Annotated in this window: 26 protein-coding genes and 2 pseudogenes; 6 read left to right on the forward strand and 22 right to left on the reverse strand. The window is 63.1% G+C overall.

The window, feature by feature from the left end:
• Positions 1-452: 452 nt before the first annotated feature.
• On the forward strand, positions 453-1,172 hold the full coding sequence (locus BFD71_RS21140) for an alpha/beta hydrolase family protein (protein ID WP_069266259.1): 720 nt from the start codon (positions 453-455) through the stop codon (positions 1,170-1,172).
• 369 nt (positions 1,173-1,541) lie between these two features.
• Here BFD71_RS21140 and BFD71_RS21145 read toward each other — a convergent pair whose 3' ends face one another.
• The 9 genes from BFD71_RS21145 to BFD71_RS21185 form a co-directional block, all read right to left on the reverse strand.
• Entirely contained in the window at positions 1,542-3,734 is a 2,193-nt protein-coding gene (locus tag BFD71_RS21145; protein ID WP_069266260.1) for an ATP-binding protein, read from the reverse strand.
• A 231-nt stretch (positions 3,735-3,965) separates the two neighbouring features.
• Complete coding sequence (locus BFD71_RS21150; RefSeq protein WP_256094837.1) at positions 3,966-4,559, reverse strand: hypothetical protein; 594 nt, start codon at positions 4,557-4,559, stop codon at positions 3,966-3,968.
• 32 nt (positions 4,560-4,591) lie between these two features.
• Positions 4,592-4,834, reverse strand: coding sequence for a hypothetical protein (locus tag BFD71_RS21155; RefSeq protein WP_069266262.1), 243 nt, complete (start codon positions 4,832-4,834; stop codon positions 4,592-4,594).
• Between the two features lie 233 nt (positions 4,835-5,067).
• Positions 5,068-5,376 (reverse strand): hypothetical protein, encoded by a 309-nt coding sequence (locus BFD71_RS42240; RefSeq protein ID WP_256094838.1) that lies wholly within the window; start codon positions 5,374-5,376, stop codon positions 5,068-5,070.
• A 105-nt stretch (positions 5,377-5,481) separates the two neighbouring features.
• Complete coding sequence (locus BFD71_RS21165; protein WP_069266263.1) at positions 5,482-5,763, reverse strand: DUF6566 family protein; 282 nt, start codon at positions 5,761-5,763, stop codon at positions 5,482-5,484.
• Positions 5,764-5,843: 80 nt separating this feature from the next.
• The gene (locus BFD71_RS21170) at positions 5,844-6,257 is read right to left on the reverse strand and encodes an Hsp20/alpha crystallin family protein (RefSeq protein ID WP_069266264.1); all 414 of its coding nucleotides are present in this window, start codon (positions 6,255-6,257) and stop codon (positions 5,844-5,846) included.
• Positions 6,258-6,297: 40 nt separating this feature from the next.
• Entirely contained in the window at positions 6,298-6,738 is a 441-nt protein-coding gene (locus BFD71_RS21175; protein WP_069266265.1) for an Hsp20/alpha crystallin family protein, read from the reverse strand.
• Between the two features lie 363 nt (positions 6,739-7,101).
• The gene (locus tag BFD71_RS21180; RefSeq protein ID WP_069266266.1) at positions 7,102-7,509 is read right to left on the reverse strand and encodes an Hsp20/alpha crystallin family protein; all 408 of its coding nucleotides are present in this window, start codon (positions 7,507-7,509) and stop codon (positions 7,102-7,104) included.
• A gap of 15 nt (positions 7,510-7,524) precedes the next feature.
• Positions 7,525-7,965, reverse strand: a complete 441-nt coding sequence (locus tag BFD71_RS21185; protein ID WP_069266267.1) for an Hsp20/alpha crystallin family protein — start codon at positions 7,963-7,965, stop codon at positions 7,525-7,527.
• A gap of 246 nt (positions 7,966-8,211) precedes the next feature.
• On the opposite strand from BFD71_RS21185, the gene BFD71_RS21190 reads away from it, so the two are divergent.
• Positions 8,212-8,595 (forward strand): hypothetical protein, encoded by a 384-nt coding sequence (locus BFD71_RS21190; protein WP_069266268.1) that lies wholly within the window; start codon positions 8,212-8,214, stop codon positions 8,593-8,595.
• 193 nt (positions 8,596-8,788) lie between these two features.
• On the opposite strand, the gene BFD71_RS21195 is transcribed toward BFD71_RS21190, so the two are convergent.
• On the reverse strand, positions 8,789-10,009 hold the full coding sequence (locus tag BFD71_RS21195) for a sensor histidine kinase (RefSeq protein WP_069266269.1): 1,221 nt from the start codon (positions 10,007-10,009) through the stop codon (positions 8,789-8,791).
• A 609-nt stretch (positions 10,010-10,618) separates the two neighbouring features.
• On the opposite strand from BFD71_RS21195, the gene BFD71_RS41515 reads away from it, so the two are divergent.
• Entirely contained in the window at positions 10,619-10,924 is a 306-nt protein-coding gene (locus tag BFD71_RS41515) for a hypothetical protein (protein ID WP_176732927.1), read from the forward strand.
• Positions 10,925-11,286: 362 nt separating this feature from the next.
• Entirely contained in the window at positions 11,287-11,661 is a 375-nt protein-coding gene (locus BFD71_RS21200; RefSeq protein WP_069266359.1) for a hypothetical protein, read from the forward strand.
• 184 nt (positions 11,662-11,845) lie between these two features.
• Here the strand turns inward: BFD71_RS21200 and BFD71_RS21205 are convergent, their stop codons facing one another.
• The 10 genes from BFD71_RS21205 to BFD71_RS21250 all read right to left on the reverse strand — a co-directional run bounded on the left by BFD71_RS21205 (position 11,846) and on the right by BFD71_RS21250 (position 23,027).
• Positions 11,846-12,724, reverse strand: a complete 879-nt coding sequence (locus BFD71_RS21205; RefSeq protein ID WP_256094840.1) for an amidohydrolase family protein — start codon at positions 12,722-12,724, stop codon at positions 11,846-11,848.
• A 61-nt stretch (positions 12,725-12,785) separates the two neighbouring features.
• Positions 12,786-14,114: an MFS transporter gene (locus BFD71_RS21210; protein WP_069266271.1), complete on the reverse strand. Its 1,329-nt coding sequence runs from the start codon at positions 14,112-14,114 to the stop codon at positions 12,786-12,788.
• 17 nt (positions 14,115-14,131) lie between these two features.
• Positions 14,132-15,376 (reverse strand): MFS transporter, encoded by a 1,245-nt coding sequence (locus BFD71_RS21215; protein ID WP_069266272.1) that lies wholly within the window; start codon positions 15,374-15,376, stop codon positions 14,132-14,134.
• Entirely contained in the window at positions 15,373-16,650 is a 1,278-nt protein-coding gene (locus BFD71_RS21220) for an MFS transporter (RefSeq protein WP_083245373.1), read from the reverse strand. Before BFD71_RS21220 ends, BFD71_RS21215 begins: the two co-directional genes overlap by 4 nt.
• Positions 16,651-17,694 carry an amidohydrolase family protein gene (locus BFD71_RS21225; RefSeq protein WP_069266273.1) on the reverse strand — a complete coding sequence of 348 codons (1,044 nt, stop codon included), beginning with the start codon at positions 17,692-17,694 and terminating at the stop codon, positions 16,651-16,653. It lies immediately after the preceding gene.
• A gap of 11 nt (positions 17,695-17,705) precedes the next feature.
• Positions 17,706-18,878 carry a porin gene (locus BFD71_RS21230; protein WP_069266274.1) on the reverse strand — a complete coding sequence of 391 codons (1,173 nt, stop codon included), beginning with the start codon at positions 18,876-18,878 and terminating at the stop codon, positions 17,706-17,708.
• 74 nt (positions 18,879-18,952) lie between these two features.
• Positions 18,953-20,329, reverse strand: coding sequence for an MFS transporter (locus BFD71_RS21235; RefSeq protein ID WP_069266275.1), 1,377 nt, complete (start codon positions 20,327-20,329; stop codon positions 18,953-18,955).
• An 82-nt stretch (positions 20,330-20,411) separates the two neighbouring features.
• Positions 20,412-21,350, reverse strand: coding sequence for an SMP-30/gluconolactonase/LRE family protein (locus BFD71_RS21240; protein ID WP_069266276.1), 939 nt, complete (start codon positions 21,348-21,350; stop codon positions 20,412-20,414).
• Positions 21,351-21,369: 19 nt separating this feature from the next.
• Positions 21,370-22,326: a hydroxyacid dehydrogenase gene (locus BFD71_RS21245; protein ID WP_069266277.1), complete on the reverse strand. Its 957-nt coding sequence runs from the start codon at positions 22,324-22,326 to the stop codon at positions 21,370-21,372.
• On the reverse strand, positions 22,326-23,027 hold the full coding sequence (locus BFD71_RS21250; RefSeq protein ID WP_069266278.1) for an RraA family protein: 702 nt from the start codon (positions 23,025-23,027) through the stop codon (positions 22,326-22,328). Before BFD71_RS21250 ends, BFD71_RS21245 begins: the two co-directional genes overlap by 1 nt.
• Before the next feature lie 195 nt (positions 23,028-23,222).
• Between BFD71_RS21250 and BFD71_RS21255 the strand changes: the two genes are divergently transcribed.
• The gene (locus BFD71_RS21255; RefSeq protein WP_069266279.1) at positions 23,223-23,963 is read left to right on the forward strand and encodes an IclR family transcriptional regulator; all 741 of its coding nucleotides are present in this window, start codon (positions 23,223-23,225) and stop codon (positions 23,961-23,963) included.
• 349 nt (positions 23,964-24,312) lie between these two features.
• Complete coding sequence (locus tag BFD71_RS21260; protein WP_069266280.1) at positions 24,313-24,552, forward strand: hypothetical protein; 240 nt, start codon at positions 24,313-24,315, stop codon at positions 24,550-24,552.
• Between the two features lie 25 nt (positions 24,553-24,577).
• On the opposite strand, the pseudogene BFD71_RS42245 reads toward BFD71_RS21260, so the two are convergent.
• Both BFD71_RS42245 and BFD71_RS21265 read right to left on the reverse strand, forming a co-directional pair.
• Positions 24,578-24,703 (reverse strand): annotated as a pseudogene (locus BFD71_RS42245) (nitric oxide dioxygenase); the annotation flags it as partial.
• Between the two features lie 46 nt (positions 24,704-24,749).
• Positions 24,750-25,421: pseudogene (locus BFD71_RS21265) on the reverse strand (substrate binding domain-containing protein); the annotation flags it as partial.
• Between the last annotated feature and the right edge of the window lie 81 nt (positions 25,422-25,502).

Consider the following 25,502-nt stretch of genomic DNA (forward strand, 5'->3'; position numbering starts at 1 on the left):
TGGAAGCTTGCCAGGTCAGACGAACTCGACCTTGGGAAACCGACCCATCGACGATAAATGTTGGACAGCGAGGCCCCGAACAGTCAATGCCCTACTAGTTGTGCCCTGTCGGTTGAGTTGTAATTAAGCCTCGCTAATAATAGGTAGGCAGATCGAATTGTCAAGAAGAAACCCGGAAGGATTCGATTGCGAATCTACCATATCCTAAACACGCGTGAACGCAACCAAAATGCATGTTATTCAATATGTTTGCATTCAGTAAATTGGATACCTAAATATTATTAGCGGTGGCGACGATTGGCCGCTTCGCCCTTTAAATGAACTGCCCTTCGAGAACTTCCTTTGACGCTGATTGCAGTGTCGTAACAGTTCGCTGACAATGATGCAGGCGTGCAATTACACCGCTTGATGCAGAATCGGCGCAATGGCCACAACGACACGACCTGAATACCATGGACGACCCAGAATCGCTTTCCCTGGCAGTGCCCGACGGCACCAAGGTCTCTGCGCTCCTCCGAGTGCCGGAGGACGCGCGAGCCCTGTATGTCTTCGCGCACGGTGCCGGGGCGGGCATGCAGCATGCCGGCATGTCGTCATTGGCCGACGCGCTTGCGTCGGCCAATGTCGCCACATTGCGCTACCAGTTTCCGTACATGGAGCGGGGCTCCAGGCGGGTGGACTCGCCGGCCGTGGCACATGCTGCCGTGCAGGCAGCAGTCGCAGAGGGCCGCCGGCGGCTGCCAGACCTGCCGCTCTTCGCGGGCGGCAGGTCGTTCGGCGGCCGCATGACGTCCCAGGCCCAAGCCATCGCACCGCTCGACGGCGTGCGTGGCCTCGCTTTCGTCGCATTCCCGCTGCACCCGGCGGGCGCGCCCGGCGTGGAGCGGGCACGGCACCTGGCGGACGTCACGGTGCCGATTCTCTTCCTGCAGGGCACACGCGACAAGCTGGCCGAGCTTCACCTGCTGAGGTCGGTCGTCGAGACGCTGGGGCCACGCGCCACGCTGCATGTGGTGGACGACGCAGATCATTCGTTCCACGTGCGCGCATCCTCCGGCCGGACCGACGCGGAAGTCGTGCTCGAACTGGCACGGACGATGTCGGCGTGGTTCTTCGCCGAAGGAGAGTTCGTGCCAGGTACCTGGTCCAGGAAATCAGGCGCGAGTCGATAAATCTACAAAGACTTCAACTGAACCGAAGACCGGGTAGAGCCCGATTGGGAGTGCGTGAACGTCCGTTCGTCGGGGCGACGCGGGGGTACGTTCCTACGGTTTAGATAGGAATACTTACTCATGAAGCCTGCGAGGAGTCGCGCAGATCGGGGCGCGGGTAACAGGCGAGGGCGCCGGAAGACCGTGTACTGTCCCGAGGCGTCCCGATTGGACGCTCCCATGCGGGCGGCGTGCGTCGCGGAGCCGCCTTGCCGTCCGCGATATTTCCCGGCGAGCTTGCACATACGGCTCGGAGGGGCGAGGACCCAGGCTGTGAGGAATGAACGTCGGTGTGCGCGCGAACAAACCGCAATGTTCGGCGAGATGGCATCACTTTCGCTCCCTGCCTGCTGGCGAGGCCAGGATCATATCCAGAAGCAGGGGCGGCTGCAACGGCTTCACGAAGTGGTGATCGAAGCCTGCGGCGCGGCTGCGCGCCCGGTCGCCGTCCTGCCCGTAGCCGGTCAGCGCCACGTACGTGCGCGCCCGCGAGACGAGTAGGGTGCGTAAGCGCCTGCACAATTCGTAACCGTCCATGCCAGGAAGGCCGATATCGAGCACGACGACGTCAGGATCGATTGACGGCGCGCATTGCAGGGCTGCGACCGGATCATGAAGCGTCTCTACGATATGACCATGGATCCGCAGCCACTCGGCGAGCGCAAGGGCCGCATCTTCATTATCGTCGACCACGAGGACCCGCCGCCCCGCGGCTGCCGTCACAGTCGCCATACCGCCCTTCGCATCGGCAGGCAGCGGTTCGACGTTGCCGCGCGGCAGCTCGACGGTGAATTCGCTGCCGCATTCGGGCCCGTCGCTCGTCGCGCGCACCGAGCCGCCGTGCAGCTCGACGAGATTTTTCACGAGCGCCAGACCGAGCCCCAGTCCGCCTGCACCGCGTCCGTCGGCTGCGTTGCCGCGATAGAACGGCAAGAAGATTTGCGTGAGCGAGTCCGGTGCGATGCCCATGCCGTTATCGCGTACGCGGATCTGGACATGTTGACCGTCGCATGAAGCTCTTACGCTTATCTTGCCCGCCGCATCGGTATAACGTGCCGCGTTCGTAAGCAGATTGCTGATGATTTGCGCGAAGCGCACGGGATCTGCGTCGCAGATCATGTCGCTCCCGATATCGACCTCGAGGGCGTGCCCGCGCAGCTCGAGCAACGGGCTTGCCATTTCTACTGCCTTCGCGATCGCCTCCCGAACATTGACGGCTTCCTTTTTCAGCACCACGTCGCCGCGTGTGATGCGGGAAACATCCATCAGGTCATCGACCAGACGGACGAGGTGGTCCACCTGGCGCTCGACGATCAAATGCTCGCGGGCCACTGCCGTTTCTCCGCGCAGCCGCATCAGCTGCAGCGCGGTGACAATCGGTGCCAGCGGGTTGCGCAGTTCGTGACCCAGCATGGCGAGGAATTCATCCTTGACGCGACCTGCCTGCTCGAGATCAGCGACCAGCGTGGCCCGTTCCGCATGCAGTCGTTCCAGCCGTTCACGCGTACGCACATGCTCCGTAACGTCAACGGCCGTCAGGATCAGGCTGTCGACGGGCTGGCCGCTTTCCGGATGCAGCGGATTGATGTGCACGGTGAACACGCGCCCAGCGCCAGCGGCTCCGTGACGGCGGTGTTCGTCGATGACGACCGCCTCGCCGCGCGAGAACGCGCGCCGCAACGCCTGTACGATCTCATGATCCCCGGGAAACACGTCGGCGTAGCGGCAACCGATGACGTCATCATGACCCGCCAGCGCCGCGTAGGCGAGATTCGCGAGGCGGAAGCAATGATCGGGACCGACGAGCAGTGCGGAGGCGACAGGTGAATTCATCAGCATGCCGTCACGCTGTCGCTCGGCGCGCTGCCGGCGCAGGATTTCCGCCTCCAGGGCGCCCGCTTTTTGCCGCCAGAGCGCAGTGTGCCGGAATGCCTCCGCTGGCGAATCGGCGGTGAAAATGTCGTCTGGCAGCACGCGCGTATGGGCGTCGCAGATGTGCCGGAAAACGCCAGTTTCTTCGCCAGTCGGAAAGAGGCGTTGCGGGTAGGCGCACATCAGCGAGAAGTGGTACCGGGTGCCCAGCGCGTTCCACAGGTGCTCGAGCCGCAGGGCTGCGTCATGCCGGCCCTGCGCGGACAACAGCGCGACCATCTCGCCAAACGCGTGCACGGGTCCGCTGCGTTGCGCAGCGCGGGCGACAATGGCACCGACCGTCGAATCGAACAGACGCTCGTCCGGCCAGCCGTCAACGCTCAGACCTGAGAGCGTCGTCTGCGCGTCGAGCATGACGAGTGACGACTCGCGGGCCTCAGGATCGCCGCGGATGCTGCGACCGCTCAGGCGCGCCCGAAGCGCGGCAAGATGCGGCTCCGTTGCAATCAGGATCGCGCTGCCGCCGGCGTCCAGCCCTTCTTCCGCGAAGTCCGCGACGCGCCGGATCAGCGGCGCGTCGTCTTCATAGAAGTGCACGCAGTGGTCGGCATGGCCGCCCGATCCTGCCGTCAATACGTCGGTAGTTTTCATCGATGACACCGGAGGTATGGATCGCCTGCGCCCTTGCGCATCGGAGGCCCCGGCCGCCGAAAGACCAAAGCGGTGCGAGCAACGTTATGCCCAGCAAAAATCGTTCCGCTGCATACACTCCAGTTCCGTGCTGATCGATTTCCAGTGACGCATCAGCCCGATGATTTCGGTGACCGCTATGACATGAAGCGAAGTTCCCGACGCGGGATATTTGGCTGTATGACGCCTGTGCTAGTTGCGCTGGAGCGAGCGACGCACTCGCGAATTCATGTCGCGGCCGACTGGCAGCCCAATAGCCGAAAGAAAGTATCGCGCCTGCGGGAAGCCGCTTTCGGGGTAGCGCTCGAAAATTCGGTTGAACGCCTCGACGAGTGGACGGGCACGCACCGGAACGGGGGCGTCAGGCCCCAGCATCAAGGCAGTTTGTCCAAACTTGACCGGTCCAGCCTTGATCAAGGCACGCAGCCCGGAATTCGCGCTGCCGCGCCCGAACAGCTCCATGCCGTATGCGCGGATCATGGCGCGCACGATCGCTTCCGCAGCGGGCGTAAGCGGCGGCATGGCCTCGACCAGGTGCAGATGCGGTGAGCGCACATCCGGCGTGGTGAAACGTCCGATATCGTCGATGTCGGCTTGCAGACGCTGCACCGGCAGGTCAGCGCTAAAGAGCAGGAGCCGGATGCGTTCATAAAGCGCGTCTTCGTCGTCGGGATCGATGACTGCAATATCTGTCATTCTCTTTTCCTTGATGTGGCTTGTGCCCAAACAGTTCCGGAAGCACGGCGAACCGGACTCGGATCGACCCTCGAATCCGCCGTTGTTCACCGTGCGTCCGGACGGCAGTTGCTGATTGGCGGCTAGGTTCGTCGGACATACCGGTCTGAAACGACCGAGCGCTGCTGGATCCACGCGACGGCAAGCTCCAGCGCTTCATCGCGTGCCTCCTGGGCGTTGGCAAAATCTCCATCGACACCGAGCGTGCGTATTTCGCCCGCCCGGTCGGTGACGACGGCCGCGGCTGCGTAACGGCCACTCCCGGTGGCGGTGACCACCGGCCGGACCTCGCAGCCGTGATACTCGATGACTTTGTCCGTTTGCATATGACATCTCCAGCTGAGCATCATTTCCGAAACATCACCGGACACGCGGAATTCGCGTCCAGTCCGTCAAGCGCAGCACGTGTCATTCCCCGACCTGCACGCTCGGGTGGCCATCGGTTGGACGCCCGACGACGACCTGTATCGCACCGGGGTTACCGGAGAATTTCACGGTAACCTCGCGCCCACACGCGACCGCGGAGATGACAAGCCAGGCGTTGTGATCGCACACCCATTCAGCCTGCATGTCCCGGCAACACGATATCCGCCGGTTGGCTGCCCGGCACGAGGGACGGCTCCGGCCTCTCCCCACTGCCGTTGCCGGCGGTCTTCCGGCTTCGGCGGGCTGCGTCGCCCGGGTGAAGCGCGTCGAGGAACGTTCGGCCCTTCCCGGTCAGGTATGCGCGGCGTGCGCCCTCGGCGCAATGTTCCAGCATGACCAGCTGGCGTTCGAGCAGCGCGTCGAGTTCGGCGCGGTCCATGTCGAGCTGGTCCGGCGCCTGACGAACCAGCATCAGGGTCGCAAATTCGTGTGGACTGAGCATTTTCTTCTCCCGTAAGGCAGGGTCCCGAAAGCAGCGGTCCCCTGCAGAAAAACGAAACGTAGTGCAAGCCGGAAAGGGGCTGCGCTACCATGCAACGCGGCGCGCTCACGCGAGGAATCGCGCCGGCGAACCCGTGTCGTTCAGACAGCCTGCGTTGATGGCGCGTATCGCGTACTCGACCGTCTCCCGATGCGCCTCGTCCACGCTTGCCCAGTGCTGGGCGTAGCGCGGCAGATGCCAGTCCGCGACCATCTGCTCCGCGTGCCGGATGCGCACGACGGCCACGTACGTATCGCGGCCGGCATGAGGCAGCGCATAGTGCCGAACCGGAAACGCGCGGGTCTCGATCACGAAGCCCCTCCAGCATTCGCTGCGTACGTCGTCCATAAATACCTCCGCGTGACAGGTCACGCGGCGCGGGCCGCCCGGTCCACGCCGCATGACCGGCCTTGCCCCTGTGCATACGCCTAGCCAACGTTCACCTCAATGCGTCGCGGCTTTGCCTTCTCACGACGAGGAACGGTGAGCTTCAGGACGCCATCGCGCAACTGTGCGTCGATGCGCGAGGCGTCGAAATCGGGGCTGAGCGTGAAGGCGCGCCTGAAGTGCGGGTGGACCACCTCGCCATGCTGCAGGCGCAGTCCTGATGGAACGGGAATCACTGCCTCGCCCTCGATGTTCAGACTGCCGTCCTGCACGCGCACGTCGAGCTTTTCGCGCGGCACACCAGGCAGGTCGGCATATAGCGTGATGCCGCGGCTGTCCTCGAAGATGTCAACCGCAGGTGAGATCCGGGTCAGCTGCTTCGCAGGTTGCGCACCCTCGCGCGAGGCAACGTCAGTGCGCGACTCACGGGCGGCCAGTTCAGTGCTGTCGTTCATGATGTCCTCCGTGCTTTCACGTACTCCATTTGCGCCGGGCTCACTGGACGGCGATGGCGCGTGGCTTCGACGCCTCGGAACGTCCGACGCTCACCGTCAGGCAGCCGTTCACATAGCGCGCACTGACCTTGTCGGGGTCCGCGTGCTGCGGCAGCTCGATCACGCGCCGGAATGCCCCCATGAAGCGTTCCGTGGCGTAGACGCGGGTCTGATCGTCCGCTTCAGGTCCGGGCGGCTTGCGCTCGCCACTGATCGCAAGCACCCCCTTGTCGATCGAAACGTTGATGGCGGCGGGATCGAGTCCTGGCGCGAACGCGACGATCTCGAGGCTGTCGTCGGTGCTGCCGATGTTGACGGGTGGAAAGGTTTCGCTGCGCGTGGCGCGCAGGCTCGCGGGCAAGCCCGCAAAGACGCTGGCCATCTGCCGTTGCAGGCGGTCGAATTCGCCCAGCAGATCGGTGCTGAAGAAAAGATCGCTCATGACTGGCTCCCTGAAACCGGGGCCGCGCACGAAAGACGAACGGAACCACGCGCTCCAGTCCGCCTGCCCGTGGGAAACCCCGCCGACAAACAAATCGAAACACGCAGCGCTTGATCGCGACTGCCTGAGCGATGCATAAAATAGCGCAAGGAACGGAAATTTCAAGTGGCCCTGCAACATGTCACCGGGGGCTTTATGGACCTTTTCGACAGGCTTCAGGAGCAGATCGATACCGTGCAACTGCCGCTCTACTTGCCTCCCGCGCCGCCGTTTATCTGCCGTCGACGGGCCTCCGCTGTCAGAGGGTGGCAGCCAGGCAGCCGCCACCCGGTGCTTCCTGCCGTTGTTGCCCGCGCGCCGACCTCAGCCCGTCCGCACTTCGATTCGTCGCGGGCGCGCCTCGTCGCGGCGCGGAATCGTGAGCTTCAGTACGCCGTCCTTCAGGCTCGCCTCGATCTTCGAGGTATCGAAGTCCGGGGAGAGCGTGAACGTGCGCGCAAAGCGCGGCTCACGAACCTCAGCATGCTGCAGCCGCAGATTTGCCGGTGTCGGCACAACCGCCTCAGCCTCGATGGCGAGATTGCCGTCATGGACTCGCACATCGAGCTTGTCCCGGGTAACACCGGGGAGGTCCGCCCACAACGTGACGCCCTGGGTGTTCTCGTAGATATCGACAGCGGGAGTAATCGTCATCCGCCGTGCGGAGGGCCGGCTTTCGCTGCGCGCGACCGCTGACGGGTCGCGCCTGCTCAGTTCGGTGGTATCGCTCATTTTCAGCTCCCTGGATTACTGGACTGTGATGGCTCGAGGCTTCGAAGATTCGCGCTTGCCGATGGCGATCGACAGGCAACCGTTCTCGTAGCGTGCCTGAACCTTGTCGGGGTCCGCGTTCTCCGGCAGTTCGATGACCCGCCGGAACGCGCCAGTGAAGCGCTCCTGCGCATAAACGCGTGTGTCCTCGCCGGTATCCGGTTGCGCCGGCTTGCGCTCACCGCTGATGGTCAGCAGTCCCTTGTCGATCGATACGTTGAGCTCCGCCGCATTGATGCCCGGTGCAAACGCGACAATCTCGATCGAGTCGTCGGTGGCGCCAATATTGACGGGCGGGAACGTGCCGAAGCGGCTCGCCCGCAGACTGGAGGGGAAAGTACCGAGAAGGCTCGCCATCTGCTGCTGCAGCCGGTCGAACTCGCTGAAGAGGCCGGATCCAGAATAGAGATCGCTCATGATGCAGTTCTCCTTGAACGACGCAAGGAGGCGAACCGGCCTACGCGCTCCAGCTCGCCTGCCAGCGTCTGGCAAACAATCGAAACACGCAGCGCACGGGACGCGGAAACCCGCGCGTCTGCCTGAGCGAATCCTAAGATAGGTACTCTGGCGAGGATTTCAAGGAGCAAAAGCAGCGTTGCACCTTGAAAAAATTTTGCCAGCTCATATCATCGCGGCGGAAACATGTAGCAAGCGGAGGACACGATGGAATTCGATACCGACTGGTTGACCCTGGGCCCTCACCGCGTGCGTCTGCGCTCGACCAAAGGTTTTCCGACAGAAGCAATGCGTAAGGCGGTGGACGTCATCCGGACTGCGGTCGACAACAACATGAGCGCCCGCGCGCGCCTGGTGGAGGTGGTCTGCCGACAGGAAAAAAACTATGAAGTCACGATCGGGACGACCGTCGCCAAGGACAAGGTATGCGCGCCGCAGCTCGAAACGTTTATCGCAGGCGTGCTTGGTCTCCTGCCGGACCAGATCACCCTGATCGTTACCGCAGTCGATCAGTCTGAAGTGGACCTCCACTTCGGCGTGTACGAGCGGATGCTGGCCGAAAAGCTGGGCACCGCACCGCCGATCCAGTGACAGGGCTGCAGACGGGCCGGTGGCAGCCGCCGGAGTGTGCCCCCGGCGCGACAAGGACGTGAGGCGTCGGCCGAAGGCCGTCCTGCGGAGCAGGTCGGGCTGGATCCGCGATATCGACCCCGCCGGGAACACTGACCGAAAGGCGCTCACCCTGCTTACATCCGTTCGGATCACGAGCCGGGCGGGCGCCGCGTCAGCCTCGCGGCTTCAGGTCGACCGGAAAGCGGATTTCGAAGGTCGTGCCTTGACCCTCGCGGGACTCGAAGTGGATCTCGCCCTCGAGTGCGTGGCACAGCTCCCTGACGATCGCCAGACCCAGGCCGGCGCCCGGGATGTCGTCGCTGGCGGCCCGCTCGAACTCCCTGAACACGCGCTCCGTATCTGACGGCGCAATGCCGACACCGGTATCGGCCACGCGCATGAACCACCGGCCGTCACCGCATCTCGCGATGACCAGTTCGATTCCCCCCTCGCGGGTATATTTCGTTGCATTCGACAGCAGGTTCAGCGCAACCTGCTTGAGCTTGATGCGGTTGGACTGCACACGGACCAGTCCGGCCTCAAGCGAGGCGGACAGACGCAGGCCTTTTCCTTCGATCGCTGGACGGGCGTTCGTGACCAGTTCGTCAAACAGCATGGGCAGATCAACCGGCTCGATGCAGATCTGGCTGCTGTCGCCGACGACAACCGAATATTCCACCATTTCGTCGACCAGCTGCTTCATGTCCTCCGCCTGCCGGGTCGCGAGCGCAAGTCCGGCCTCGGCTCGGGACGGAACGCGCGCAATCAGTTGCAGGTCGATCGAAAAGGCGTTCAGAAAGTTGCGCAGGTCGTGCACGAGGCCGCGCGTGACCTGCATGCGCGACCGGTACAGTTCGCTGACCTCGCGTTGCTGCTCACGCAGTTCCTCGTTAGCACGCTCCAGCTGGCTCGTGTATTCGGCGATGGTCCGGTCACGCTCGCCGATGACCTCGCGGATCGATGTCAGGGTGACAAAGCTGAGCGCCTCGTCGATCAGATGCAGGGCGCGGGATTCGTGGTCGCGTGTGAACGTGTCGTCGGACGCCGCGAATGCCCGGACGGCGGCAGCCAGTTCCTGCCGGAACAGCTCCAGTTCACGCACGAGTTCATCAACGCGGTACCCCTGCTGCCAGCGCACGTTCCCGTGCTGCCTCGCATTGCGTTCAATGGCCCGCTCGACTGGTTGGAGATCCTGCTCTTCGAGCGCGATGCAGATGCCGCTCAGGATAGCGGGCAGGTGATCGGCCAGCTGCTCCCACGTCAGCCGGTCGGCTTCGATGAGGTCGGCATCGGCAGCGACGGCCTGCATCCATCTTTCCGTCAGGCGCGCCTGTTCCCGTCGTAGAAATCCGGCGAGGGCCTGCAGGGTAGTTCCCGTTTGAGAATCGGTCATGATCCGTACCAATGCGTGACACCATTTCGAAAGACCTGCGTGCGAGGACACATTATCGTTTCCTCGCACCGTCAATGGACAATGACCAGGATGGCAGCCGGGAACGCAATTTGCTCCGCTTGGCGGAAACAAGTCCACCGACCAGCAGAATACCTTCTATCCTGCCTGTCGACGACCCGCCTGAACTGCCCGACGCCTACTGCCTCATGTTCACCCTCGAACGGGTACGGCGTGCACTGCGCACACAATGGCGTGGAGGCCCTCAACCATGCCCTGCGCCAGCCACCGATCTGATCATAACGGACTGGACGATGTCGCTGACCGGTGTGTGAGCTGTGCCGCCAGATCCGGGCGCATGCTGCTCTGGCACACATCCGGATTCTGCTTCCTACGGCGATGCCACCTTCGATGCCGGGGCCGGTGCAGTGGGACGACTGCCTTTATCAAGCCGGTCCCGGCTGCACTCCGGCCCGCCACCGTGAAAAGGTGGTGTCCTCCGTGAGCCACGGGCGCATATCCTGACGCGATCCGTCCGACAGGCAACGCCGGCTTTCAGCGTCCGGTAATCCGGGATGTCGGGTCCAGGTGAGCGGGATCCATCGCGCCACCTTGAAAATTTTCATCAGTGAAACTAACTTATATCCAGCTCTGGCAGTGTGCCCGGTGATGGATCGGTTGCATGCTGCGTGTTTCGATTTGTTTGCCCCGCAGCATGGCAGGCGAACTGGAGCGCGCAAGCCCGTTCTCTTCCTTGCTGCGTCGAAGGAGAATACGATGAGCTGCCTTCATTTCCGCCCGGCTTCGACTACGTTGTTCGGGCACGTCCCCCGTACGATCGTCGCCGTGTCCGGCGTTTTCCAGGCGGTTGCGCAGCGTGCCCGGCGCACGCTGTCGGAGCGCATCGCCGCCGGGTAGCTGACGTTTCACCAGTTCACGTCGAGCCTGTGCCGCCGTTGGCAGGGCGGTTGCCCCGCGGGCACCGTTTGCCACGACGGTATGCCGTCGTTCGCGCCGTGCACTCGGTGCCGTCCCACGAAGCGTTCAGCGCCGCGTTCGGAGCGGTTTTCGCGCGAGCACCGCATGGAGGGTGCGATACCGGTACCCGCGCGAAGGGGAGTGCTTCAATGGAACGGCTGAGAGTCGAGATACGCAACGGACTGGAGATCCGTATGCACACGCTCGTCGTGAGGCACGTACGCACGGCGGCATGCTTCAGGGAAGTGAAAAGAAAACGTCACATGCAGGGGAGCGTCACTGGACGTCAAGAGGCTTGCACCATGAACAGACGATTGTGTGCCTTGGTCCCGGCAATTGTGATTGCCGGGTTATGGTCAGAGAACGCCATGTCAGCCAGCCCGCCGCTGCCGACGTTGCCCCTGCAACACGACATCTGGATCACCGGGACTGTCCAGCGTGGCAGCGGGGAGTATGCGCCGGGTGACTATACGACAATCATGCTGGATCGCCCCTCCACCTCGCCCTGCAACCACAAGGTGGTGTCCGACATCCTTCTTGGAGAGGGGGGCGAACCATCCCCCACGCTCCTGCTGCCGTATCTGAAACAGCGGGTTGCCGTCAGGGGACGCGTATCCTGCCCCGACTCGGGCATTGAATTTACGCCGCAACCAGACGTCGTGTTTCCGGTTTGGTAGAGGTGAGGGGAACCAGGTATTGGACGCCACGATGCTTCCGCAGATCGCCGACTGCAAATCTGTCCATCAAACCGGGCAATCTCAGTGCGCGATCGACAGAGGAAAGCGCCCAATGTTTCGCGAAAAAGCGTGCGGCGGACGTGGCCGTTCCGCCTCAGTACACCCCCACAACCATTTGTTTCGCTCACTCTGCGCCCACGAATCCATAAAGCCTCTCCGGGTTCTCGACGAAGATCTTCTCCCGCCAGTCCGCTCGTCCTATCCACGAAGCCATGACGTCGACCAGCAAGGCATCGTCCGGCTTGCGCGCTTTTTCCGTAGGATGCGGCCAGTCGGTTCCCCACAGCATCCTGTCGGGCGCCATCGCAATGAAGGCCTTGGCGACCGGCGCCACATCTGCATAGGCGGGAGCGCCGGCTTTTGTATCCACGTATGGTCCGGAGAGCGTGACCCACGTTTTCCCGTTGTCGACGAGGCGCTGCGCGGCCTTCATTGCCTCCGAGCCGAGGCCGTCCGGTTGCGGGATGTGCGCGATGTGGTCGATGACCAGCGGGCACGGCAAGGCGTTCAGGCGTGGTGCGAGTTCCGGCAGCCTGGCACCCTGGACGACAAGTTCGATGTGCCAGCCCAGCGGCGCAATACGCGCTGCGAGAGGCGCAAGCATGTCGATGGTCGTGGCACCTGGATAGCTCAGGTTGAAGCGGATGGCCCGCACGCCTGCCGTATTCATTTCATCGAGTTGCTCGCGGGTCACCGATGTGTCGACGACGGCTACGCCGCGCGCGTTGCCGTCGAACTGCCGAAGTGCGTCGATGAGACAGCGGTTGTCGGTTCCGTAAGTCGACGGTGTAACGACAACGTTGCGATGAATGCCGAGGCGCTTCTGCAGGCGTCGATACTGCTCGACTGTCGCATTTGGCGGCCGAAGCGAAGTGCCAGGCGCAACGGGGAAGCGGTCGTCGTAGATGTGCATGTGGCAATCAATAGCACCTGCCGGCATTTTGAACGACGGCGGATTGACACCCGTCGACCAGACTTCTTCTTCAGCGCCGAACGCGCGCATGCTGGCCGTAATTCCAGCCGCGCCGATCGCGGCGAGAAACTTTCTGCGATTGGTCTGCATCTCAGGCGATTTCGACTTTGTTCTTGTGGAGTTGCTTGCCCGAGCCGGGGCGCGTGAGCAACACGAGCGTGATGACGCTGACGAGGGTGAGCGCGCCGAGCGGCATCAGCGCGAGCGCGTAGTTTCCCGTTGCGCCCTTCACCCATCCATAGACGTTGACCATAAGGCCGCCGCCCAACAGGTTGGCGATGGCGTTGATGGTGGCCAGTCCAGCTGCGGCCGTGCCGTTCGAAAGCATGCTGGAGGCCAGTGCCCAGAACGGTCCCTTGAAGGCGTACGCGCCGACGAGAACCGCGCAGAGCATGACGATGGTTGGCCCGAGCGAGCCGCTCAGCGACGTGCCGAAGAGGCCGAGGCCGATCAGCAGCATGGGGATGACAGTGTGCCAGCGTCGCTCCTGGCGGCGGTCGGAGCTACGTCCCCAATAGACCATCAGGACGGAGGAAAGCGCGTACGGAACCGCATTGAGGAGGCCGGTCTGCATGACCGTCAGCCCGAATGACTTCAGCAACTGTGGCTGCCATACCGAGAGCGTGCTCCCCGCACCCGACGCGCATACATCGACGAGCGCGAGGCAGAGGACGTAGCGGTTGCAGAACAGTTTCGCGAGGGACATCTGAGCGACTTTTTTGGGTTCCCGTTTTTCCTGCGAGAGCGCTGCCGTGAGCCATTCGCGCTCATCATCCTTCAGCCAGGTCGCTTGCGTCGGCTTGTCGGTAAGCAGTTTCAGGCAGATCAAGCCGAGAATGACCGTCGGGATGCCTTCAAGGATGAACAGCCACTGCCACCCGCGAATGCCCGCGAATCCGTCCATATGCAGCAATACGGCGGAAATCGGCGAGCCGATAAAGCTTGCCGCCGGGATGGCGACCATGAAAGTCGCGATGATGCGCGCACGATACTTCGCCGGAATCCAGTACGACAGGTAAAGGAGCACGCCAGGGAAGAAGCCGGCCTCTGCGGCACCGAGGAGAAAGCGCAGCACGTAGAAGCTCGACGGCGAGCGAACCAGCGCGGTGCCGGCGGAAACAAGGCCCCATGTAATCATGATGCGCGCAAGCCACACACGCGCACCAAACTTCTGGAGCGCGAGGTTGCTCGGCACTTCGCAGATGAAATACGAGACAAAAAACAGGCTGCTGCCAAATCCGAATACCTGTGCAGACAGACCGATGTCATTGTTCATCTGCAACGAAGCCATGCCGACGTTGCCTCTGTCGATGAATGCGAGCAGGTAACAGAGCGTGAGGAAGGGGACGAGACGCAGGACGACTTTCTTGATGGTCCGGGTCTCCACTTCGGTTGCGAAATCAGTGCTGGAAATGTTCATACGCGTCTCCAATGCGTTTATTGTGCGCCTGTGCGGCGTTGCTTGAAATGGTGCAGGGCGGTAATGGCGACGACACTCGATGCGAGCACGATCGCCATCGCCGTGAAAGTCGAACGCACGCCCAACGCTTCGGACACGGTACCGACGAGCAGATAGCCGAACGGCATCGTGCCGTTGTAGGCCATGCCGTACATGCCGACGAGTCCGCCGCGAACGTGGTCCGGGCACCGCTGCTGGATGGTGGCGTTTGTAGAGGTTGCTGAAAACGTGAGGCTGAAGCCGAGCACGCAGAAAGCGGGCACGGAAAGGCTGGCATCGTTGGTGAACGCCAGCGTGAAAAGCGCGGTGACAGCGAGCCACGGTGCGAAAGCGAGCAGCTTCCTGGTTGCACGTGGCCCCCACGCGGACGAGAGCAGAATCGCAGCAGTGAGCGAGCCGCCGCCCGCAGCGGCGAAGAAAATGCCCGTATAGCGCGCCGCGTTATGAAAGGCGTGGTCGGCAAGCAGCGGCACCAGCGTCTGATAGCTCGCAGCGAAAAGGCCCATGCAGGCAAGCGTCGGAAGGTAGCGAGCGGAAAACATATCCGAGAGGACGTAGCCCACGGCATTCCGGAGTCCGCCTCCGTCCGCGCGCGAACGGGCCGAAAGATTGGCGGGGTGGATCGAACGCACGCACATCGCCATCACGCACAACGCGCACCCGTACATCGCGAAAGCCGCCGCCGGCCCCAGCAGCGGATAGACGAACCCGGCGATGCTCGGACCCACCATGCGTCCGACGTTGTAGACCATCGTGTTCATGGCGACCGCGTTGGACGTCAGCAAAGGATTGCGCAGACTGTTGACGAGCAGGAGCTGCCGCGCCGGCGTCTCGATTGCGCTCGAAATGCCAATCGCCAGCGCGAGCAGGAGGATGAGCTTCACGCCGAGTGCGCCAGCCAACCACAGAACGAGCAGGATCGACGTCAGCGTCAATGACGTGGCAAGTACGCAGAGCGTGGCGCGGCGTGCATTCGCGGCGCGGATGCGCGAGCCGGCCACGGGTGCGACGATCAGCTGAGGTCCGTAGAGCAGGAAATTCAGGAGTGCAAAGACGGAGGCCTTGCCCGAGAGATGATAGACGAGCAGGTTCAGCGTGATGTTCTGGGTCCAGCTGCCGAGTACGGAAAGCACCTGCCCGCATGCGTAGCGACGCAGCGCGGGCTCCGCGAGCGCCGGGAAGAGCCGGTCGTAAAACGCACTTTGACGTGCCGCCGTATTCATGCGAGCGTCTTCCCACGCGTTTCAGGTGCAAACAGAACGACGACCGCAGCGGCTGCGAAGGCAACAATCGTCGTCGCGAGTCCCTCGACGAAACCACTGGGCGTGGTGGCGAGCGAGCCGATGATGAGAGGCGCGATAAAGCCGCCGAGACGCCCGCCGTTGTAGGCGAGGCCCATGAGGAAGCCGCGCGAAGCGGTGTCACCAATCACTTCCGCGAGGAACGGACCGGCGCCCGCGAAGATGCCGTTGACGCCGAACCCCGTGAGAAAGATCGCGCACAGAATCAACAACGGCTCCGCCGAGCCGATGTACACGCCGACCGCCACCGCCCCCACGAGGAGATACGCGATGAACATCGGGCGACGCCCGAGTTTGTCGACCAGCGCCGAGAAAAGCAGGAAGCCTGCGATGGCGCCGAACTGCAGTGCGAGCACGAATTTCAGGCTGTGTGCGAAATCAAAGTGCTTGACCGTGACGAGGAAGGTCGGCGTCCAGGTGAACACGCCCCAGTAGAGGTACTGGAGAAAGAAGATGAAGAAGAAAGCTGTGAGCAAGCCACGGACGTTGAGCTGTGCGCGCGGCGCGTTCCGGCTGGCGGCGGCCCGCTGTGCGGATGCCTTGCGCTCGAGCCAGATCGGAGATTCCGGAGTTTTGCGCGCAACCCAGAAGAGGATGAAGAACGGCGCGGCGCCGATGAGGAACAGCGTGCGCCAGCCCTGACCGCCCAATCCGCCATTCAGTTCGGTCACGATGCCCGCGATGCTGATCGCGATGATCGCGCCAATGGGAAGCCCCATCTGCATGAGCGCGCCGCCCTTGCCGCGCCGGCTCGCGTGCCAGGTCTCCGCCACCAGCGCCGCGCCGGCGGTCCACATGCCGCCCATGCCGAGCGCGCCGCACAGCCGCGTGACGGCGAACCAGTGCTCGTTCGGCACGACTGCGAGCAGGCCCGAAAAGAGGGAATAGATGCCGATGCAGAGCAGCGCGGTGCGCACGCGGCCAATTCGATCCGACACATAGCCAAAGAGGATGCCGCCAATGATCTGACCGGCGGCCGTGATGCTCGTGAACACGGCGAGTTGGGGTTTCGTGAGGCCAAACTGCAAGGCGAGTGTCGGCAGCAGGAGCGAGAGCAGGAAGGAGTCGTAACTCTCGAACGTCCAGCCGAGTCCCGCGAGAGACAGCGCCCGCCACTCAGGCGCAGTCACGGAGCGGATGCCGGCGCGCTTCGTACTCGCGGGCGCCCCACCGGCGATAGGGGTGTTCACTTTCATTTACTCGTCTCCTGGTACCGTGAGGCCGTATGTCGTTGTAGCGGTGCGGCTGAAAAGCGCCGACCTCTCCGTCATCGATCCGCTGGCGGCGAGTCGCTTGAAGGCGTTCCAAAGGACGGTGTAGCTGAACATGCCCTTGTCGACGGGGAAGTTGCTTTCGAACATGCAGCGCTCGGCGCCAAATAGCTCCATGCAGACGTCGAAGTACGGTTTCCACGCGGCTGCGAGCGTTTCCGAAGCAGGAGGACGCTCGGCCTGGGCGAAGTCGAAGCCGAACACGGGCATTCCGGCGCCGCCGAGCTTGAGCCGTGTGTTCGGCAGGGCGGCGAGACGCCGCAGCGATGCCGACCACGCCGCTCTCGTCTGCGTCGTTTGGCCGGCGTGAATACCGACGCCGACCGGGCCGCCGAAGTGGTCGATGACGATGGTGACGTCCGGGACGAGGCGCGCCAGTTCGAGCAGCGCGTCGAGCTGGGTGTGATAGACCCAGACATCGAGCGAGAGTCCGTACCGGCCCAGCGTGCGCACGCCGTCGATGAACGCCGCGTTCTGCATGAGATCGCGCGGCGGTGTCACCGGGCTCGAGCGAACCCGTTCGTCCGCGTGCCACGCCAACGGGTTGCGGATGCCGCGCAATCTGCCCCCGGAGACCTCGAGCATCGCCTCGATGACTGCATCGACGTCATGCCCCAGCGCAAGATCCGCACCGGCGACAATGGCTTCGCAGCAGCGCATCGCGCCATACGTCCCGCTCGCGAACATCGCGGCGACGCCATTGGCGAACTCGACCTCGCCCACGGGCTTCATGGCATCCGGGCCGTCGGTTCGCAGCATCGAGCGGCACTGCACGAACACCGTCGATACAATGCGATGCCCGGCTGCCATGTCTTGCCGGAACTCGTCGGCGAGATAGCGGCCTGTCTGCCGGTCCCAGAGGTGATGATGCGCATCGACGATGGGAAGCTCCGGCAGCAGCGCGTCTTCGCGATGCAACGCGAGCCAGGCGTCGCGAACTGGAAGATGCGGGGCGTGGACGATCTGCATGGTTTTCTTGCTCAGAACTTTTTGCGCATGCCGACCACGAAGCCGGTCTGGTCGTAATTCGCCGCGACCGTGCCGTAGCCGTTCACACCGAGCGCGGAGCCGCCTTTGTTGCGTGCGAACGCAGCGGTGGCATAGATATCGGTGCTCCTGGAGAGCAGATAGTCGGCGCTCAGCACGGACATCCACGGATCGGCGCTGCTGCCGTGCACGTCCTGGTAATAGGCGGCCGCCGTCACGAAGAAGGCGGGCGTGAACGCGTAGTTCGCGCCGGCCCACCAGAGATTGGCCGCACCCGACTGCGAGCCGTTGGCGGCGCCGATCGCATTCGCGGGCAGGAAGGCGCGCGACGCCTGCAGGTAGCGATAGCCCGCGAACGCCTTGAAGCTGCCGACGAGCCAGGTTGCGGCGGCGGTGGCGCGGCGCTCCGTGGCAGTGTTGGTCGCGACCGTGTTGCTGTTGCGCTGCTCGTACGAGAGGCTGGCGGCGAGCGGTCCGCCCGCGTAGGTGAGCGAGCCGCCGAAGTAGCGGCCCGTGAGTTGCGCGCCGGGCACTTCGCTACCGTAGCCGGTGTCGTAGCGCGTGCTGTACATCGCAGCGACACTCACGGGGCCGAAGGCGCCCACGTACTTCGCGGAATTGTCCACGCGGCCCGCCGTCGCGTAGTCGATGGAGAGCGTGGAGTAGCGTGAGGATGCACCCATCGGATCGAACACGACGGCCTGATCGTAGAGCACCGAATTCTGGCGGCCGAAGGTGATCTGCTGGCCATGCCACGTGAGGCCCACCCACGCCTGGCGGCCGAACAGGCGCGAGGTGGTCGCCGCGTTCGCGCCCAAGCCCTTGGTCGACTGCGCGCTCGTGCCGTCGTTGACGTTGAAGCCGTTTTCGAGCGTGAAGATAGCCTTCATGCCGCCGCCGAGATCTTCTACGCCTTTGAGGCCCCAGCGCGAACCTGAGAGATTGCCCGACACTTCGCGCGTGGTCGCGCCGCCGCCTGGCGTGTTGTTGATGTGCTCGATGCCCACATCGACGATGCCATAGAGCGTCACGCTGCTTTGGGCGTGAGCGGCGTGCGGCGCGAGGGCGAATGCCGCCGTTGCTGCCGCGGCCGTTGCCGTCGCCGCGAAAGCTCGCGGCGAAGTGCGCGTGAAGGCGTGCGTCGTGTAGGTCTTGTGTTCCTGCATGGTGTCTCCGGTTGTTGGTTTGAGTGCGTGCGGATTTTGGCGAGAAGCGGACAACGAAAAAGCGAAAAATTGATTCAGGCGTTCGGCTCTTCTCCGACGCCCGCGCCGGGGTCGCCAAGCCATGCGATCGTCAGCGCGCCGAGCAGCAGCACGGCGGCCACGGCGAGTAGCGGCACGGTGAAGCCGCCGGACATATCCTTGATGGCGCCGATCATCGACGGTCCGACGAAGCCGCCGAGATTGCCGATCGAAACGATCAGCGCGATGCCGCCCGCGGCGGCGCGGCCGGTGAGGAAGCCGGAGGGAATCGCCCAGTAGGTCGCCTGAAACGCCAGGATGCCGCTCACGGTCACGCACAGCGCGACGAGCTTGAGGAGGGGCGTGTCGAGCATCGCGCTGATCGCGAGCGCGGCGGCCGCGATGACGAGCGCACCGGCCACGTAGGGAATGCGATGTGCGGCACGGTTCGCGAGGCGAGCCCACCAGAGCATCGCGACGGCGCCGAGCGCATAGGGAATGGCTGCGAGCCAGCCCACCGTTGCGTGGCCGACGCCGAACTGCTTGATGATCTGCGGCATCCACAGGCCCACGCCGATCGAACCGACAATGCCGCAGAAGTTGATCAAGGCGAGCACGAACACGCGCCAGTTCGTCATGGCGTCGCGCAGGCTGGAGCCGTGTTTGCCGGCGATACTGCGCTGTTCGAGCGCGAGGCGATGCGCGAGCACGTCCTTTTCCTCGCGGCTCAGCCAGCGGGCCTTTTCGGGGCGGTCTGCGAGGATGAAGAGGCAAGCGATACCGAGCGCAATCGCGGGCAGCCCCTCCATGAGCAGCAACCATTGCCAGCTGCGCAACCCGTGCAGGCCGCCGAGCTGTAGCAGCGCTCCGGATACGGGCGAGCCGATCATGTTCGCAACGGGAATGCCGACGAGAAAGGCCGCTGTGACTTTCGCGCGCCACTTGCCCGGGAACCATTGCGTGAAATACAGGTAGATGCCCGGCGTGAAGCCGGCTTCGGCGATGCCGAGCAGAAAGCGCGCGGCGGCGAAGCTTTTCGGCTCGACAACGAAGGCCGTCGCCATCGAGATCAAGCCCCACGTGATCATGATGCGCGCGATCCAGATACGCGCGCCCACTTTCTGCATGATCAGATTGCTCGGAATCTCGAAGAGGAAATAGCCGATGAAGAAGAGCCCCGCACCCACGCCGAATTGCTGCGCGGTCAGGCCGAGATCCTTGTTCATCGTCAGCGCCGCAAACCCGACATTGGTGCGGTCCAGATAGCTGATCACATAGCACGCGAAAATGAACGGCAGAATGCGCCGGAACGCGCGCGCAAGCGTGCGCTCGCTTTCAGCGTGCTGTGCGGCCGACATCGACGCAGGAGTCGATTCGGCATCCTTATTGTCCGTAGACGAAACCGCCTCGCGGAGGGATTGGGAGAACTGCATGTGCGCTCCTCAGTTGCTCTTTGCTCGATGCAACTTGCTGTCTCGAAGCCGGCTGGCGTTTGCGCGCTGCCGGCAATTTTCTTCAGGTCGCCTGGTTTGGCGTTTTTGCCTGTTTGGGAAGGGGCCCGGCGATGTCCAGCTCGGCCTTCAGCACGGTGCCGGAGACAGATTCGGTCATGAAAAGTGTCTTCATATCCGGGCCGCCGAAGCACAGGTTCGTCAGCGAAGCGCCCGCAGGGCTGGTCAAGATCAGTTCGGGCTCTGCGAGGTGATTCAGCACCCACGCGCGACCCAGCCCCGGATTGGCGACGAAGAGCCTTCCCGCGCTATCGATGGTCAGGCCATCCGGGCCGCTCGGGCCATACGACGTGAAGAACTGGCCGACCTTGCTCACCGAGCCATCGGCCTGAAGCGGCGCGCGCCATACGCAGTTGCCGCGGGTCATCGCCACGTAGAGCACCTTTTCGTCGGGCGAAAGCACGAGTCCGTTCGGGCTCGGGCAGTTGCCGAGCAGCATGTCCAGCCTGCCCTCGGGCGTGAGCCGGTAGACGCGCCCGGTCGGGTCGTGTAGGCCCGTCTGGCCCTGGTCCGTGAAATACAGGTTGCCCTTCGAGTCGAACGTGAGGTCGTTGACGCCGCGAAAGCGTTCCGTGTTGCGCCGCTCAAGATATGGCGTGACTTCGCCGCGTTCGATATCCAGCAGCATCAGGCCGTTGCGGTAATCCGTGATGAGCAGGTGGCCGTCATCGACGAGCTTCATGCCGTTCGGCTCGCCGTCGTATTCGACGACGAGCTCCCACTTGCCGGCGGCGGAGATACGGAACACACGGCCGTGCGGGATGTCGGTCACATAGAGATGGCCGGACGGGCTCCAGACCGGACCTTCAAGGAATGAGTCGGTCGGCTGCCCGCCGCGATTCGCTCTGGACCAATCCGTTTGCACGCCTGCTTTGCGCAAGTGCTCCGGCATGCGGGTGAACACGTCCGCCTGGCGGACTTCCGGCTGCTTGAGATAGAACATATCGAACCTGCATTTTCGATCAGGACTGCAAAGCGCTACGCGCATGCTCTTCGAATACGGCGATCACATTCGCCGCCGCACCCTTACCCATGTTCACGTACGCTGCGTCGCTGACGCCGCCGATATGCGGCGACAGAATGACGTTCGCGATGCCCTGGAACACATGGGGCGAGGGCATCGGTTCGACATCGAAACTGTCGAGGCCGGCCGCGAGCAGCTTGCCGCTCGAGAGCGCCTCGGCGAGCGCGGCTTCGTCGATCAAGCCGCCACGCGCCGTGTTGACCAGAATCGCGCGCGCCTTGAACTTGCCGAGTGCTTGCGCATTGATCATCTTGCGGTTCTCGTCGGTTAGCGGGCAGTGCAGCGATACGATGTCGGAAGAGGAGAAGAGTTCGTCGAGGCTGACGAGCGCAACGCCGGCGGGTGCTTCCTTCGCGTACGGGTCGAACGCGAGCACACGCATGTCGAATGCCGTTGCGGCTGCCGCTACACGCCGCCCGATTGCGCCAAGCCCGATGAGGCCGATGGTGCGACCAGCAAGTTCGAGAGACTTGTGCGTGGACTTGTCCCAATGGCCCGCACGCATGCGTCCGTCGAGCTGCGGCACCGAGTTCGCGCAGGCGAGAATGAGCGCCCAGGTGTGTTCGGCAACCGCCGCCGCGTTGGCTCCAACGGCGGCGCGCACGGCGATCCCTCGTTCAGCGGCCGCGGTCTGGTCGATGACGTCGATGCCGCTCCCGTGTTTGGAGATGACCCGCAGGTTGCCACCGCAGGCGTCCATGACGCGCGCGTTGATCTTCCCGTAGCGGACGATGATGGCAGCGGGCTTGTGCAAGGCACAGAGCGCAACAAGGTCGCCCTCTGTCGGTTGACGGCCCGCGAATACAACCTCGAAGTCGCCCAGCATCTCGAGCGCTTCCGCTGCGAGATCGGCGCCGGTGACGATAAGGGCCGGCTTTTGCGTCGAAGCGTTCATTACAGGACCTCGCCTTCGGCGAGCATGCCCGCTGCGCGCAGTTCCTTGTCGAGCCACGCCGGGCGCAGCGCCTCGCGCTTGCGGATGGCGGCGATACGCGCGGTTTCCGCGTCGACCTTCTGTTGCGCCAGTACGAGAATGCGCTCGACGTCCTCGCGCGGAATCACGACGACGCCATCGGCATCGCCGACGATGAGATCGCCGGGGTTGATCGTCGCGCCGCCCGCGGAAATCTGGAAATTGACGCGGCCTGCCACGCTTTTGGTCGGGCCGCACGGGTTGAGGCCAGCGGCGAACACGGGAAAGCCGTTCTTCGCCAGTTCGGCAGAGTCGCGCACCGCGGCGTCGAGGACGAGGCCGCCGAGGCCGCTTTCGTGGGCCTGTGTCGTCATGATTTCGCCGATGAGCGCGCACGACAGGTCGCCCTTGCCGTCAACGACAATCACGTCGCCCGGCTTGGCGATGGCGAGCGCGGCGTGAATGGCAAGGTTGTCGCCCTGACGAACCTCCACTGTGACCGCGGGGCCCGCGACCTTCATGCCGGGAGCGACCGGCTTGACGCGGCCATGCAGCGTGCCGCGACGTCCCGCGACGTCGGCGAGAATGGCCGCCTGGAATTGCGACGCGGCTTTGACGAGTTCGGGCGAGACGCGCGTGATGTCGCGAACGATGGCGGGCGTGATGCTGGGAGATGCGCTCATGGTAATCAACCTCTTCGATTGCGTTGTACGTAGTACAACACTGTTGTACAAGGTGAAATCACTATAACGGTGCGTAAGGCGCACCTGCCATCCTCGTTTACCCTCCGCGATGTACAACACAGTTGTACATGGTAAAACATCAGGGCAGAATGTTGTACGATGTACAATCGAGCAACAGAAACTGGAGAGGGGACGATGGGAAACGAAGGGGTGCAGTCTGTCGAGAAGGCGCTTTCGCTACTCGACATCTTCAAGCCGGGTGCCGAGTCGCTGTCGCTCGCGGCGCTGTCGCAAGCATCGGGCATGCATAAGACGACTGTTTATCGCCTGATGAATTCGCTAGAGCGCATGAACTACGTGATCCGCTCGGACAGCGGCTCGTATTCGCTGGGGCCGCGCGTGCTGTATCTCGGCAAGCTCTATGAGCAGTCGTTCCATCTTTCGTCGGTGGTCGAGCCGGCACTTCATGCGCTCGCGACGTCGACGAAGGAGAGTGCGTCGTACTACGTCATCGATCACTCGCAGCGCCTTTGCCTGTTCCGCGCGGAGCCATCCGAAGGTCTGCGCGAAACGCGGCTGCCCGGCACCGTGTTCGCGCTCGACGATACGGCGATCGGTCAGGTCTTGAGATTCTGGGGGCTAGGCGAAGCGATATTCGACACGACGCCTGAGCTGCCGCTTTTCACGTCGGGGGCGCGCGATCTCCATACGGCTGCATTCGCGGCACCCATCTTCGGGTCCGGCGACAAGTTCATGGCTGCGCTCACGCTCTCCGGACCGGCGTCGCGGCTCGACGCCGCGCGTACGTCGGGGGACATCGCGACAGTGATGCTGCGCGCCGCATCGGAACTGTCGAGGAAGCTCGGTGCAAGCGTTGGACTGTGCGAGCGGATGTACGGCGGCCTCGCTCCGGGGAGGGAGGCCGCCGCTGCTTGAGCGTGGCGTTGCGCTTCCGACTGGAGCTTCTGCTGAGGCTCGTGTGTCAAAGCTTTCTCTGGTGAAAATCGTACCCGGCCATGCACCGCGGGGGGGACGTCGGGGCGACGCGAGGGTATATTCCTACGGTTTAGATAGGAATACGTATCTTATTGTATCGATGCATTGCTCATCGATTCTTTAAGAGGTCCGCAAAGCCTGCAATCGACATGAAAGCTACTCATCCAACGGCGTATGCTGCGCCCGAAAGATGTATCCTCGTCTTTGTGAAAACGATGGCTGACCCAGGTCGGGAAAGAATAGGGATGCGCATCACGGCGTGCTCGCAACACCGCCAGGAGGAGGACTCATGGAACCGCAGCAACCCGCAACGACCCCCGCACCGCAACAGCAGCAGGAGTTCGACTTCTATATCAATCTCGCCAAGCCGACGCTAGGACTTTATGTGCGCAAAGGCATGGGTTTGCCGGATCTTGCCGACCCAAAAGAGTGGCAGTTTTCCGGTCACATCTGGCAAAGCGAGCTCGATGCTGAAACGCTGAAGAACCTGGAGGCGAACGGGCATGCGTTCCAGGAACTCGGGGTATGAGCAGACTGCATTCCTCGCAGTAGGCCAGCAGACACGAAACAAACCCCGGCGGAATTGTTCCGCGTCCGCCTTCGCGTTTGAGCGAAATTCGGTAGCGCTTTCCATTGGGCATATCCGAAAGGCTGTACTGGCGAGTCTGCCGGAGCCCGAGTGAGAACCACCAAAGCGAACTCGCTGTATTCCGGCATGGATCATGCCTAGCCGGCGCGGTATGGTTCGCGGTCAGGGCAGATTTTCACGGTCAGTGTGCGGAGCAGATCGGGCACGCACTGTTTCATGATCTCGGCGACCGTATGCACGCGCGTAGGAATCGGTCTTTGCGCCCGAATCAGCAGATGCAGTTCCTGGGGCGGGACACAATACTGAGGCAATAGCGGCACGAGTTCTCCGCTGGCGAGCGCGTCGACACACGCAAAGGTCTCGACGACTCCGATCCCCATCCCGTTCCTGATCATCTGATACATCGCCCTCCAGTGGTTCGTCGTAATGGTGGTACGGATCGCGACGTTATCGCGCTTTGCGAACTCGTCGGCAAGCGGTAGGTGATCGGTGCCGAACATCGACTTGATGCGGATGAACGCGTGCCCGGTCAGGTCGGAGGGTTCCCCTATCGGCGGATGCCCGGCGAGATAATCCGGCGAGGCGACAAGAGTTCGTTCCACGTGACCCAGACGGAACGCATGGAATGTACTGTCACCCACCGGACCCTGGCGAAACGAGATGTCGATCCCTTCGGTGTAGAGTTCGACGACCCTGTCATTTAACGCGAGGTCAATGTCCAGTTGCGGATGGGCTTCGTGCACGAATCCCAGCGCGGAGGGCAGCAGCACTTCGCCGAAACAATGGGGAGCACCAATACGAATGGTTCCCGTGGGGGTCTGTCCATCGCCCGATGTCGTTCAATACCGTAGAAAAATTTGAGAATGGGCGCCGGAGGTTAAAGAATTAAC

The sequence above is a fragment of the Paraburkholderia nodosa genome (genome assembly GCF_001718195.1).
In the GTDB taxonomy this organism is placed as follows: domain Bacteria; phylum Pseudomonadota; class Gammaproteobacteria; order Burkholderiales; family Burkholderiaceae; genus Paraburkholderia; species Paraburkholderia nodosa_A.